The organism is Paenibacillus sp. 01T424, assembly GCF_056398745.1.
On sequence record NZ_JBFTPZ010000018.1, the window covers coordinates 70,525 to 84,907 of the forward strand.

General features: G+C 42.0%; 9 protein-coding genes. 3 read left to right on the forward strand and 6 right to left on the reverse strand.

Translation table 11 applies throughout. The features are described 5' to 3' along the window. Window positions 1-109: 109 nt before the first annotated feature. From AC1DPK_RS15525 to AC1DPK_RS15550, 6 genes are all read right to left on the reverse strand, one after another. A complete protein-coding gene (locus tag AC1DPK_RS15525) occupies window positions 110-2,338 on the reverse strand; it encodes a family 10 glycosylhydrolase (protein ID WP_477510886.1) in 2,229 nt (742 codons plus the stop codon). 503 nt (window positions 2,339-2,841) lie between these two features. Next, window positions 2,842-4,056: a formaldehyde dehydrogenase, glutathione-independent gene (gene fdhA, locus AC1DPK_RS15530; RefSeq protein WP_477510887.1), complete on the reverse strand. Its 1,215-nt coding sequence runs from the start codon at window positions 4,054-4,056 to the stop codon at window positions 2,842-2,844. A gap of 91 nt (window positions 4,057-4,147) precedes the next feature. Then, complete coding sequence (locus tag AC1DPK_RS15535; protein ID WP_477510888.1) at window positions 4,148-5,080, reverse strand: NHL repeat-containing protein; 933 nt, start codon at window positions 5,078-5,080, stop codon at window positions 4,148-4,150. A gap of 371 nt (window positions 5,081-5,451) precedes the next feature. Next, a complete protein-coding gene (locus AC1DPK_RS15540; protein ID WP_477510889.1) occupies window positions 5,452-6,480 on the reverse strand; it encodes an S-layer homology domain-containing protein in 1,029 nt (342 codons plus the stop codon). 230 nt (window positions 6,481-6,710) lie between these two features. Beyond that, a complete protein-coding gene (locus AC1DPK_RS15545) occupies window positions 6,711-7,985 on the reverse strand; it encodes a Gfo/Idh/MocA family protein (RefSeq protein WP_441882608.1) in 1,275 nt (424 codons plus the stop codon). Between the two features lie 209 nt (window positions 7,986-8,194). After that, window positions 8,195-10,585, reverse strand: a complete 2,391-nt coding sequence (locus AC1DPK_RS15550; RefSeq protein WP_477510890.1) for an AraC family transcriptional regulator — start codon at window positions 10,583-10,585, stop codon at window positions 8,195-8,197. A 237-nt stretch (window positions 10,586-10,822) separates the two neighbouring features. Between AC1DPK_RS15550 and AC1DPK_RS15555 the strand changes: the two genes are divergently transcribed. The 3 genes from AC1DPK_RS15555 to AC1DPK_RS15565 are packed head-to-tail and all read left to right on the forward strand — an operon-like array spanning window position 10,823 to window position 14,343. Beyond that, window positions 10,823-11,776 carry an ABC transporter permease gene (locus AC1DPK_RS15555; protein WP_477510891.1) on the forward strand — a complete coding sequence of 318 codons (954 nt, stop codon included), beginning with the start codon at window positions 10,823-10,825 and terminating at the stop codon, window positions 11,774-11,776. A gap of 52 nt (window positions 11,777-11,828) precedes the next feature. Further along, complete coding sequence (locus AC1DPK_RS15560; protein ID WP_256710832.1) at window positions 11,829-12,695, forward strand: carbohydrate ABC transporter permease; 867 nt, start codon at window positions 11,829-11,831, stop codon at window positions 12,693-12,695. Window positions 12,696-12,744: 49 nt separating this feature from the next. Further along, complete coding sequence (locus AC1DPK_RS15565) at window positions 12,745-14,343, forward strand: ABC transporter substrate-binding protein (RefSeq protein WP_477510892.1); 1,599 nt, start codon at window positions 12,745-12,747, stop codon at window positions 14,341-14,343. Window positions 14,344-14,383 lie beyond the last annotated feature (40 nt).

Genomic DNA, 14,383 nt, shown 5'->3' on the forward strand with positions numbered 1-14,383 from the left:
GTAAGTATTAAAGTTAAATCCTTTTAATTTCAATGTGATGCTAGCATCCATCCAGCATTGTGTCAATCCTGGATGGATGCTAGGCGTTGTGTACCCTATAAATAGCTGCTTAACGCACAATCTTGACCTCATTGAACAAGGCCTGATTGGAGGTAGAACTGCCTGGATTGCTTAGAGCGAGCCCAATGTAAGCTCCGCTGTTCATGGTCAACGTGCGTCTGCCAACCTCTGTCCAGCTGACCCCGTTGGAGGAGATATAGCCAATGAATTGATTGTTTATTCGCTCCAGCTTAACCCAGCGCGGCAAGGATGCGGCAGTTACGGTGTCCGTTGTTACGCCTCCAGCTGCCTGCCTGTATTGAAATGATGCTCCATTGCTAGGGGTGATAAGCATGTCGACATGCTTCGCATTGGCACCCAAAGTCTCACGAATCATGACTCCCGCTTTTGCCCATCCGTTCATATTTGTCATATTGGAAACCTTAGCGATAATCGATCCATTACCGGTTAACGGAAGATAAGCATATCGCATTTTGTCTGCGGTTCCCCATATATCAGTGTCTCTGCTCGATAAAGTATAAGTTCCTGACTGAAAATGGGCAGCTCCTGTAGTCGAGTTAATATCCGTGGTTTTCCACAGTACAGGCAAAGCGCCGCTAAGCGAGACATGATCGATTATGGCTTGACTATTGGCCGAGCTGCTAGAATTGCTCAGTGCCAAACCTATATACACATTACTGCCCATTGCAATTGATGCGCTGCTCACTGCGGTCCAGTTTTCCCCGTCTGTAGATACCGAGCCTGTGAACTGATTGCCGCTGCGCTCCAGCATTAACCACGACGGAGGAGCTTCAGCTATAATATGATCGACTGTGTTCCCTTGGTTAGCTGCTCGGTATTGAAATGCGGCTCCATTCACAGGAGTTACGATCATGTCCGCATGTTTAGCATCCACAGCAAGCGATTCACGGATCATTAAGCCCGCTTTCGCCCAACCATCCATATTATTCATTCCTGCAACAAGGGCAACAATCGCTCCATCCCCTTGCAGAGATTGATAGATGTAGTTTAATTGATCCTCATTGCCCCATATATCCGATGAGTTGCCTGACAATGTGAAGACCCCGCCGCTATAGCTAGCACTACCTGGCTTAAAGCCAATATTTCTTGCCTTCCATTCCGTTGGAATATTCGCTGCATAGTCTTGTGCCACAGGCCAGGTCCTTCGCGAATTAATATCGCTTAGCACGTTCTCATCCCAAGCTCCATAGGAGAAGAAGGAGAGATGAGTCACTTGTGGAAAGTGATCTCTAATACCGCCATATACCTCCTGATATTCATTCACTGTCCAATCGTTATCCAGTGTTGGAACAATCGTTACTCCAGAGCCAGCAAGCGACGATGTATCTGACAAAATCCCATTGGCGCCATAGACCCATTCCGTGTCAAATTCCCAATCATCAAAATAAGCCATTGGTGCAACAAAATCAATCGCATCCTTGAACTTCGCAACATTCTGACCAACCTCTGTGAATTCCGGCGGCAAAATATAAACACCGAGCTCCATATCTGCTTTTATCTGATCGATGTCTTCACGAACGTCCTGCACATAGCCGCCGATTTGATCCGTTCTCCATTCATTCCATTCATTCCTGCGATTAGAATCCACATTAAAGTTAATATCGAGCGGAGAATATCCGTAAATACTCTCGTATAGGTTAACCGTGTAGCTGCTTACATCCATGTTGTAATCGTCAAATCTCAACCAATCGAGTACCACGCCATCTATATCATAGTTGCTTACAACCTCTTCAATTATCGAGCGCTGATAGGCTTGAACATCGGGATGGATCGGGTTGACGAAATATTCACTGCCATTCGAGCCTGTAAAAGGGACTACATTACCGTCAACGAAAGCGTGCATTTGCCAGCTTGGATCCTTAACAAATGCTGCCTGATCATGGAACTGGGGAATCCATGCACGAACCTTGATACCATACTGATGCGCCTGTGTAATCACATGCGAAAGCGCGTCGAAATTCTCATAACCGGCGGCAATCGGGGCAATCGCACTGTCATAGAATACATGACCAGAAGGCACCTCATCGTCTTCATCCTGCTTTACGTTCATGCTAATAATATCGACATTGTACTGAACAGCTTTTTGAATGAATGCCGTTACGTCAGCGACATTTCTAAATTGGTTAACGGTCCGCACAATGATCTCGGTTCCGAACGGTGCTTGTTGGCTTGCCTGAACTCCCAATGAATGAGTAGGAAATAGGACACTGACAAATAACACAAATACCAGCAATTTCAAACCTTTAGTTTTAATCACCCTAACATCTCCACCTTTTTCGTTAAAAGTTTAAAGCATTTAACTTTCAGGCTAAAAAAAATGTTAAAAACGTGAGATCACATATCGAGCGACTAACTGTTTGATGATTAAGTCCTAATAATGGTTTGTTTTTTCAAGTTGTTATTCAATCCACTGCAAGCACCTCGAAAGTTTAAAGCTTTTAACTTTAGCTAGATATTATCACTCAATCGGAAATGCGTCAATAACTGGAAGAAAAATATTGTTCTTCAGTGCTAAGCGATTCAGTACTGTACTGACAAGAGGAACACTACAATCAGGAGGAGAACTAGATGCCTCGCATTTATCCGATCACGTTCGCAGTGGACACAAAGGGAATAAGGGGGGAGAAAAAGGAAAAGAACTCCTTGCACCCGTCCCCAAGCGGAGCGTGCAAGAAGTTCCTATCGAAATATTGGAGTTACAGCATCTACTTGTTCAACCTAAGCTTCTTCGACATACTCCCAATCTGGATAAAAACTATATTATTTAACGACGCCATGGGGATCTATAACAAATTTCCGGGAAACGCCGCGATCAAAATCTTGATAAGCTTTTGGAGCGTCATTTAATGATATAAGCGTGGCATTCACGGCTTTAGCAATTTGTGCACGTCCGCTCATGATCGCCATCATTAATTCTCTGTTGTATTTCATAACTGGCGTTTGGCCTGTCACAAACGTGTGGGACTTCGCCCAACCGAGACCAAAACGAATTTTCAATGTTCCAATTTTCGAATCCTCATCCACAGCACCTGGATCCCCTGTTACATAAAGTCCCGGAATTCCTAAGCTGCCGCCTGCACGAGTAACTTCCATAATGGAGTTCAATACCGTTGCTGGCGCTTCGCCATGCCCCTCCCCATGCCCATGCGCTTCAAAACCAACACAATCTATCGCCGAATCTACTTCAGGAGATCCCAAAATTTGATCAATTTGTCCAGCCAAATCACCATTCTCACGAAGATTAATCGTCTCACAACCAAAGCTTTTCGCTTGGGCAAGACGCTCTGCATTCAAATCGCCGACGATAACAACCGCTGCCCCTAGCAATTGAGCAGAATGCGCTGCAGCAAGACCTACCGGACCTGCACCGGCAACATATACCGTTGAACCCGGGCGAACCCCAGCACTAACCGCACCATGGTAACCTGTTGGGAAAATATCGGAGAGCATCGTTAAATCCAGAATTTTTTCCATTGCTTTCTCTTTATCTGGGAACTTCAATAACTGAAAGTCTGCATAGGGAACCATGACATATTCGGATTGCCCGCCCACCCATCCGCCCATATCCACATAACCATAAGCAGAACCAGGACGGTCTGGATTGACATTTAAACATATATTTGTATTACGTTCTTTACAACTGCGACAACGTCCACAAGCAATATTAAAAGGAACGGAGACCAAGTCACCCTTTTTGATAAACTCGACATCACGGCCCACTTCAATAACTTCACCTGTTATCTCATGGCCTAAGATAAGACCAGATGGAGCCGTTGTCCTTCCTCTAACCATGTGCTGGTCGCTTCCGCAAATATTCGTTGTAATCACTTTCAGAATAACCCCATGCTCACATTTACGTCCTACATTCAATGGATTGACACCCGGTCCATCCTTCAATACCAAGTCTGGATAAGCGGTGTCTCGTACCTCAACACTTCCTGGTTTACTATAAACAATTGCTTTATTTCCAGACATGTTCTCATCTCCATTTACTAGATTATTTAATTACAGTTTAGATGCTTTTTCAGCCTGTATGCCTAAATAATGAAGATTCTTTACCACGAAATTATGCAAGTGTAAGCTTAGTTATACGTCCATCGAAAATCCATTCCGCAACATAGACAGAACCTTTGGAATCAACGCAAATACCATGTGGTGAACTAAATTTATTATCCCTGTAGTAAGACTTAGGCAAATTCGGCCAGCCTGCTTGTTTGTAAGCCTGCTGATCTTCACCTAAATGACAGATCAACCGATCATTTTTGTCGAAGATCGTAATCCGACTGTTTAAGTCTGGGAAGAAGAGATCGTCCCCGTGATAATAGAAGCTGCAGGGCTGATCCATGTCATCGACGATGACTCTTTTGAAATCGCCCTGTAGAGTGAAGACTTGAATCCGATGATTGCCACGATCAGCTACATAAACTTCTTCTATCCCACTGCGAATATCAATCGAAATACCATGCGGGCAATTCAATTGTCCTAGTTCCGTACCTTTCCCACCCCACGAACGGATAGATTCTCCTGCTGCTGTATATTGATGAATCCAGCTTTGTCCATAACCATCGGATACATAAATATCACCATTTGCCGAAACGGCTACATCTGTAGGGACATATTTAAGCTCCTCGTTATAAATATCAGGACGATCAGGTGTTCCCAATGTCAATAAGTGCTTTCCGCTCAAATCCATTTTCACAACATTACCGCGAGCTGTGTCTGTGATATAAAGGTATTCGCTATTTTGCTCCTTATGAAGATAAAATCCGTGTGCGCCACCCTCGAACTCTTCGCCCCAAGCCGCTTGAAACTCCCCGTTCTGATCAAATTTGAAAATGGAGGGTTTTCCTGTATGAAAGACATAGACATTATCCTGTTGATCTACGACGATTCCATGTGTATAGCCAAACTCCAAGTGAGCAGGAAGCTGTGCCCAGCCTTGAACAAGATCATAGCTGCGTGCGGTATTTCCTAATTGCGGTGTTTTGTTTGTGATCATATTTAAATCCTCTTTTCCTTAGTTGAGTGATTAACTTTTTTGTTAGCAAACGCTATCATGAATTGGCTCATCATTTGATTTAAGATCAGCTTCTACCCGCCCGCGAATCAACAAATGATAGTGTTGTCTGATATGATAAACTCCCAAACTAAATTAGTCTTTGAACAAACGAGACTTAATTTTGCACTATGTGGACATTTTGATAAAAAAACGGAGATTTTGATCATTGGCTTCTTCGATAAAAAAGAAGGGAAGGCTTTTTTGCCTCCCCCTCTTCTTAGTTAACCCAGTATCAATCTAGCAACAACTTCAAGATCCGACCGCTTTGGCCCTGAATTAATCCTTCACCATTTCACTATTAATTCGCCGTATTATTTATGTTCCAACATCCCTAAGATCATGACCACCGCTTCCGCTCTCGTGGCGTTCTCATTCGGTGCGAAGAGATTCTTCCCGCGCCCCTTAATGAGCTTCGCTTCATACGCTGCGGCCACAGAGGGTCTTGCCCACTCAGCTACCTTGTCTGCATCAGCAAAAGATAACTTCGCGTTCGGATCGACCTTGAGCCCCAGTGCACGAACGATCATTATCGTCATTTCCGTGCGGGTAATATTACGTGTCGGACGGAAGGTATTATCATCATAGCCCTTCAAAATTCCTGCTTCTATCGTTCGTGAAATGGAAGGTCTAGCCCAAGCCGGAATCTTATTAAGATCTCTGAAAGGCAGCTCCTTTTCTACGCCTTCCAGTTTCAATGCACGGCTCAACATGACTGCGAATTCACTTCGTGTTGTTTGTGCATTCGGTCGGAATGTACCATCAGTATACCCCGTGATGAATCCTAACTTAACTGCTTCTTCGATAGACAATTTCGCCCAGTGACTAGAAATGTCAGTTAATCCGCTGCCAGAAGAACCGTCGCTTTTCACATCAACTTTCACACTGCCAAGGCTTGAAACAACCTTCGACTCTAACTCGGAATCCACGAGCTTCATACTTGAAAGTGTAATTTCGGCCGATCCCGCAGTAATTGCCTTAAAGGTTAGTGTAGCCAGAGTCACATTCCCCTTCTTGCCTGCTGTGTTTCCTATTTGTGTATGCGCTAACTGAATCGTATTCTCTTTCAAAATCGGACTTACTCCGAACCCTTCTTTTCCAAAGTCCGCGCTCACAAACTGCAGTCGTTTCGAATCGTAAGTTAGATTAATTTCGTAGGCGTACAAATCGATAACATTTGTTCCATTCACTTTGACTTGAAAGGTTTGGTTCGCCTTTGAACCGGTATCTTCGATGGATAGCGAAAATGCTTGATCATTCGCAGCAAACGTAGTTCTCGGAGGCAAGCAGGATATACACAGAAATAATGCCAAGCTGCATAAAAGTAATTTACGGATCATCATTGAACCATCCCTTCGGTAAACAAAGATAAGAGTGCGAGAGTAGCCTATTAATGTTTGACCACTCTCTCACCGTTTACTACTATCAGTATATGTTGATAATCCTACATAACTAAACTATAAAAATCGGAGAAAACAACAAAATCTATGCATTCGTAGCAACAAAAAACAAAGTACTTCATTGAAAGCTTGTTATTGTTGACTGCCTAATTATTCTTCTCATCAGGGTATAATCATTTATTATTCTTTAACTCATTGATATAATCTTCCATCAAAATAACTCGGCTTTCCAAACGTGATTTTTCAGCGGCGAAAGCAATCAGATGGCTCTTTACAGAGACACCTGCACCTGTAAGCCCTTCTTCCTTCCCATCACTTCGAACAAGACGTACAAAATCGCTCATTATACCTGTATCACCGCCGCCATGACCTGCCAAGTCCGTATCCAAAGTGATAGTCTCCGTCTCCCGAGTAACGAAGCTCGTCACTTCAATTACATTCTTCTCCATATCGCCTCTGATCTGACCATGAGTGCCCATTAGCTTCACCGAGCGTCCGCCTTCATAAGTAAATGCGCTCATTGTGAACGCAACCGTCACTTCATTTGCAAATTCCATGTTCACTACCTGATGATCGACCACATTGTTATCGCAATGATACACGCATCTTCCATATGGCCCATTTTTCAGTGCTCGAAGCACTCCCTCATCACTTGTATCGTTGCTAACAACCGTGCGAAGCACTTCACCCACCCAATCATCTCGTTCAATATACATTTTAGGTGCATAATAAGGGCAGCTGTCCTGTACCGGGCAACCGTCCAAACAGTACTTAGGCGCGCCTTCCGGCGCACTTTCTTTGCGGAAATGAGTTAATGAGCCGAAAGATGAAACCTTAGTACAATCTGCATCAACAAGCCATTGTAATATATCCATGTCATGGCAGCTTTTTGCCAGAATCATTGGACTCGAAACCTCTGAATCACTCCAGTTACCTCTTACAAAGCTATGTGCTTGGTGACGATGTTCTACATTTTCAGTATGTTGAATTGAAACGAGTTTGCCGATTTTTCCCTCCGTAATAATCTGCTTGATTGTTGAAAAAAAGTCCGTATACCTAAGTACATGACATATCGAAAATACCCGATTATATTTCTCAGCATATTCCCCCATGACAATACATTCTCTTGGATCGGGTGACATCGGCTTTTCCATTAGCACATGGTACCCTTTCTCCAATGCTTTCAGCGCAGGCTCATAGTGCATTTTATCCTGAGTACAGATGAGAATCGCATCGGCTAGCTTCGGCCCTGCAAGCAGATCCTCCCAGTTCGAGTAACAATTCTCATTCAGAACACCATGGTCTTTTTGGAATCGCTCTATTCGCTCAGGATCGATATCCGCAACGGCAACGAATTGAATGTCGTCTGGATGTTGCAAGGCATATGGAGCGTAAGCACCTCCCCCTCTTTGTCCAGCTCCAATTAATACAGCAGTAATTTTTTTCATTCCTGTGCTCCACTCCATCTCTATTGTTAGTTAATATCAGCTTAAATAGGTTCGTCCATTTTGAAAATAATAAAAAGTTTGTATTTCTTCGAAAAGTAATACAAATCGACTACTATTTAATATCATTTCTCTGAATTCAATCTGATAACTTTCAAGTTAATAAAAAAAAGCCCAATATCCGCAATGGAATCAGGCTCTTCAGAACGATACTAATATTGAAATGGCATATCATTTTCATGATCTATCTCTTGCCCAAGCTGCAGTCTGTAATCACTCAAAGACATGCCAAAATGCTTTTTAAATCGCGTGTAAAAATAATTATTTCTCTCTAGTCCCACCTTTTCAATAATGGATGTTAAAGGAAGCTGCGTATTGCGCATATATTCGTCCAGTTTTTGCATTCGCGTGTCGAAAATATACTGCGCAATAGACTGCCCATGTGCAGTTTTGAATATATGGCCGACATAGTTAGATGATAACCGTAATTTTTCGGCGATAGAGCTCAGGCATAATTCTGTGTTGGAATATTCTTGCTCGACAATTGCGACAATACGTTGGATCAGATGATCATTACTATTGGAAGTGTTCCTGAGAACCTCCACTTTATTACACAGCTTCTGTAAAAATGAATCCATTACGCTGTCCATATCTGTACTCACTTCTGCATTTTGAATCCCGCGCAAAAACTTTTGTAGTGTTAAATCCTGACTATCCTTTACTGCAGGCATCTTGCTTAGCACACTGGAGTAAACACTGTAAATCAAATGAACAATGCAATACAAAATTTCGTCGTAAGTGTATTGATATAACTTTGGACTAATACTTTGATAGATTACGGCAGCAGATTCATAATTGCCCTCGAGTACTTTCTCAACCAACTGCTCTTCTTTCTTGACGGGTATATGAAAATTATCTGTGTTGATTTCATCCATCATGTAAGGAGTAATAATACAACCATGTCCGTAGCGCATCTTCAACAGAATGGAGCCCTTCATATTATTGTACATGCTAGGTAAATGCTCAATCCCCTGAAACATCGTGCTGTACGCCATAGATAAAGAAATACGAAGATACTTAAGTGTATTACTGTGTACCTCGAGCAAGTAACGCTCTATTTTCTCCTGCAGCACTTTATATTGGGTTACTGTGGAACAATCCATAATCACTACGAATTTATCGGGCTCACTGCTGAAAATTTCGCACACACCATAGTCCGCTGCCAGTTCTGTTGCAATATTCACAATAGCATAGCGTAGTGCCCATCGTTCCTTCTGGCTATTCACAGATACAAATTGGCTGTAATTATCGATTTTAATGAGACACATGCACAACTGACTGGTGGCGATATAATCCAGTTTGATGTCATGTAGTTTCTCCTGCACTTGGTCTATAGAGTGTGTAGTACTATCACTTAATAGTGCATTAAGAAAGTCTTGTTTGACCGCATAGCCTGCTTCATGGATTATTTTATCAAGCTGTTGATTTCTCTCCTTCATAGACTCGAATACAGACAAAATAAATTGAAATTCTTCCATTCTCGAAATGACTACATCGTTTTTCTCAGAAGCTTCGCCGTTAATAATTTTCGTAATCGTTTGAATCGGATGATTCAGTCTGCGAGCCAAGTACAGACAAATTATTGCGCAAATGATAAATACAACAACTACGATACCCGCAGACACCATTGATGCTTGAATTACATCCTTAAACGTTTCTTTTACAGGAGTAAGGCCCATAATGTACCAATTGTTTGCGTTGCTTTTACTGCTGGATACCAAATAGCTGATACCCCCAATTTCTCGTATCTGATTATTGCTTCCAACAAGTTCATTTACTTGCTGGCTTAATCCGCCTACTTCACTCATATTATGCTCAAACTCCGGTGTGAGCGTCTTACTTAGAATAGAGCCGTTTGAATCAACGACTAAAAAAGAAGATTTCGTTTCAGGGTCATTGCCATTGATCGCTTGAATAGATTCCGTAAGCGCTTTCGTGCGAATGTTGACGACAATAGCATTTTTCAAGCCCGATAATGTCTCCCCCGGTTCAAATAAGATATAGGAACATGTATCGGCCGATTGCGTTGCTTCTTCTACAGATGTCACAATAGGCCGACCACGATACTCCGCTATAAAATTTTTATCGGTTAGCAGCGCTACAATCGCTTGATCTGAGAAGGTAGAGGCTGATTGGCGTTCACCGCTCCTTGAAGAATAAAACAAATCCGCCCCCGCATTGTAAAGATAAACGCTATCGATATCTTTTAGTGTCAGAAAGTGCTTGTCAATGACCTTGCTTGCTAAAATCGCCACGATCTCATCATTTTTCTTCATATTAATAAATTGGATGATATCTTTATCGCTGTACAGTGCATTTCCTAATTTTTTTGCAGTCTCATCTAGGTAGGTAATACTGTAATTGTAATGTTCAATCAGCTCATGATTGAAGCGGTTAATCATCGAGATACTCGTGCGTAAATAAGTAATGGTCAAGAAAACAGTAAGCAATACAGTGATGAGGATCGTAATAATCAGAAAGGAGAAGAATGATTTGCGAAAAAAGCTCGTACTGTTTTTTTCCAATATCCTCGGTAGCTTCATTGTGATCCCCCAGTTCATACGACTTCGATTTTCTATGTATTTACAATTATCATCATAATAGCATAAGTATCCATTTAGCATCACAACGATTAAAGCTCTTTGTAGATTTCATTATTTTTTAGAGATGCCATCTGTCGAAAAACTAAGAGAATGATGGTTTTGATTGTTGTGGATAAAAGTACCACTAAATACAATGAGGGAAGTAAAAGATTAATTGCAAGGAAGGGGGTGAACTCAATGAAACTAACTACAAGACCAATTCATAACAGAACATTGCGCAGCGTACGTAAACAGTTTCCTTTCTATTTAATGATGTCACCTGGTCTACTATTCATTGCAATCATGTGTTATATCCCAATGGGCGGTGTCATAATCGCCTTCAAAGATTACAATGCACGCGATGGTATATTCGGAAGCGCATGGATGGATCCGCTGTTCAAAAACTTCGAATTTTTCTTTAAATCCGAAACAGCGAGAATTGTTACGTTCAATACACTTTTCTACAATATCATAGAGATGGTTACCGTTACGCTCGGTGCACTAATATTGGCCATTCTATTGAGCGAAGTGAAAAATAAAAAGCTCTCAGCCACCTATAAAGGTGCTTTATTGCTGCCAGTTTTCCTTTCATGGATTGTAGTTCAGTATATTGTGTTCGGTATGCTTAGTGTAGACCGAGGTATTGTCAACAATGTTATCGAATCAAAAGGTGGAGAAGCTATTTACTGGTACAGTGAGCCTTCACATTGGCACTATATTCTTCCCTTAGCCTATCTGTGGAAGAATATCGGTTACTATTCGGTATTGTATGTAGCAGCGATCGCGGGGATTAATACGGACTATTATGAAGCTGCTCAATTGGATGGCGCTTCGAAGTGGCAGCAAGTCAAATATGTTACACTGCCGCTGCTGAAACCAATAATTATCGTCCTCATGTTGTTATGGGTAGGTAAGTTGTTCAATGGCGGATTGGGCGACTGGAATGGATTCTATACCCTTTCCAATGATTCAGGAGCACTATATGGTGCAACAGATGTTATAGACACCCTTGTATTCCGCTCTCTGAAAAAGCTGAACGACTATGGCATGTCGTCTGCAATTGGTCTATATCAGGCAGTGATTGGTCTCGTTCTTGTCCTGATTTCTAACTATATTATTAAAAAAACAGACCCCGACAGCGCCTTATTTTAATCGATCAGCGTAGAGAAAGGGAGGGATTTTCATTTTAGCAAGAAACTTTCACGTGTCAAAGATCGTGATTCATCTCATATTCATTGTATCAGCACTAGCCTGTATCATTCCGTTGCTATTAGTTGTATCGATATCGTTTACAGCTGAAAAGTCGCTTATGGTCGACGGATATAATTTTTGGCCCAAAGTGTTTGATATTTCAGCTTATCGATACGTATTTAGCGGAGCAGGCTCGATTGCCAATGCATACGCAGTAACGATCTTTGTAACCGTTGTTGGTACGCTGCTGCATTTACTTGTTACTTCGATGCTGTCCTATTCGTTGACGCGACCTGAAGTTACCTATCGAAATGCACTCACTTTATTCGTGTACCTTCCCGTGCTGTTCAATGGCGGACTTGTTCCATCCTACATTTTAATAACACGATATTTGCATCTTAAGAATACCATCTGGGTTCTCATTGTCGTCTTCCTTGTGTCAGCGATCAACGTGCTCATTATGAAAAACTTTTTCAAATCGATTCCTAGTTCCTTGTTCGAGTCTGCACGCATAGACGGCTCAGGTGAAATTCGTACTTTTTTCAGTATTGCACTTCCACTTTCAAAACCGTCACTGGCGACTATCGGTCTGTTCACAGCGATTTCCTACTGGAATGACTGGACGACCACTGCCTTGTATATCGAAAAGCCGAAGCTGTACACATTGCAATATTTACTGCAATCTTTAATGAACAATATCGGCTATTTGCAAGCCAATGAAGCAGCATCTAAATCTATGGAAGCCGCTATCGGCATGCTTCCTAGTGAAGGAGCACGGATGGCGACCTGTGTACTTGCCATCGGTCCGATTATATTACTGTATCCTTTTCTACAGAAGTATTTCGAGAAAGGCTTAACAATAGGTGCTGTAAAAGAGTAATTTTACAAGAATCTAGTTGAGAATAAAATTAGTTTTTAGGGGGATATCAATGAAAAGAATTTCTATGTTGTTGATCAGCGTAACTCTGCTTCTCACCATGATCCTGTCTGGCTGCTCAAAGGTTTCACCAAACGCTAACGGCGATTCTACGACTCCAGCACCTGATACTAAAAATGCTGAAAAAGAAAAGGAAAAAGAAAAAGAAGAACTCGTTACCCTTAACTTCTATATGTCGAACAGCCCTGTCAATGACTTTGACCGCATCATGAACAAAGCTAATAAAATTATTGCTGAAAAAATCAATGCCAAATTGAATTTAGTACTTGTAGACGGCAGTACTTATGCAGATAAAATGAATCTGATGATCAATTCGGGCGACGACTGGGATCTTGCTTTCACTGCATTCTGGGGTGGAATTAATTACTTTGGAAACGCTGCAAAGGGAGCGTATGCTGACTTAACTGACCTTCTTCCTGTACATGCGCCTGAAACGTTTTCCCGCATCCCTCAAGGTCTATGGGATGGTGTGAAAATAAATGATCGTATTTATGCAGTTGTCAATTATCAGCAATGGGGCGTTGCCAAGCGCAGTGGCTTTATCTTCCGCGAAGATGTTCTTAAAGAAACGGGGTTTGACTGGAAAGCTGTTAAAGGCAAGCCAACCATAGAAGCTCTCGAAATGGTAGGACCATTCCTTGGCGAAGCGTTAGCTAAGCATCCTGATATGATCGGATTTGAAACTAGCGCTAATCATAGTTTTTTTGCCAATGAGCCGCTTTACTGGGATATGGAGCCTGTAGGTGATTTGCTAACTCCTGGCTGGGTCAATCTCAATGCGCCAGACAAAGTTATCAACCAGTTTGAAACTCCTGAGTTCGCTAAATACGCTGAAATTATGCGTGACTGGTTCAATAAAGGCTATGTGCGCAAAGATGGTGCAACGGTAAAAGATACAACTCCTGATCGTAAAGCTGGCAAAATTGTTTTTGCGATGCACTATGGCTGGCCTGACAGCATCGATCTTCCAGGTCAAGAGCAAGCTATGTCCATGACAGAATACAAAGATTTCCCTGCTCTATCCGTATCTACTACTCGTACATTGATTTCAGCTGGAGCTGCCTCCAATGCAGCTATTGCTATCAATTCAGGTTCAAAAAACGTTGAAAAGGCTTTGCAATTAATTGAGTTGCTAAACACTGATGATGATCTATACAAACTCATTACATTAGGAGAAAAAGACGTTGACTACACCTACAACGAAAAAGGTGACTTCACTCAAATTGGAGGCAAATATAATTTCAACTGGAATGAATGGCAAATCGGTCAATCCTTCAGCCCAACATTCAACCGTGCCGATCATGCCGAAAATGCGGCTGGCGAAATGAAGAGAAAAGCTCAGTCAATCGTTTTTGAAAATGATCAAACAGCAGATGTTTCGCCATTATCAGGCTTTGTATTTGACCCAACTCCTGTAAAAACGCAAGTTGCCAACGTAGCTTCCGTTATGACTGAGATGATCCCAGCTATCAGCTCTGGTTCGATTGACCCGACTACAGCCGTGCCTAAATTCCTCGAGCGTTTGAAAACTGCTGGCGTAGATGACATCATCAAAGAAAAACAAGCTCAATATGACACTTGGAAAAAATAAAAATCTATCACTCAGTAATGAAATCCGGTGTATCGCTTAC

Excerpts from the sequence above, each read along its gene's own strand:
- fdhA (WP_477510887.1), bottom strand. The coding sequence starts at position 4,056 with ATGTCTGGAAATAAAGCAATTGTTTATAGTAAACCAGGAAGTGTTGAG.
- AC1DPK_RS15535 (WP_477510888.1), bottom strand. The coding sequence starts at position 5,080 with ATGATCACAAACAAAACACCGCAATTAGGAAATACCGCACGCAGCTAT.
- AC1DPK_RS15540 (WP_477510889.1), bottom strand. The coding sequence starts at position 6,480 with ATGATGATCCGTAAATTACTTTTATGCAGCTTGGCATTATTTCTGTGT.
- AC1DPK_RS15545 (WP_441882608.1), bottom strand. The coding sequence starts at position 7,985 with ATGAAAAAAATTACTGCTGTATTAATTGGAGCTGGACAAAGAGGGGGA.
- AC1DPK_RS15550 (WP_477510890.1), bottom strand. The coding sequence starts at position 10,585 with ATGAAGCTACCGAGGATATTGGAAAAAAACAGTACGAGCTTTTTTCGC.
- AC1DPK_RS15555 (WP_477510891.1), top strand. The coding sequence starts at position 10,823 with ATGAAACTAACTACAAGACCAATTCATAACAGAACATTGCGCAGCGTA.
- AC1DPK_RS15565 (WP_477510892.1), top strand. The coding sequence starts at position 12,745 with ATGAAAAGAATTTCTATGTTGTTGATCAGCGTAACTCTGCTTCTCACC.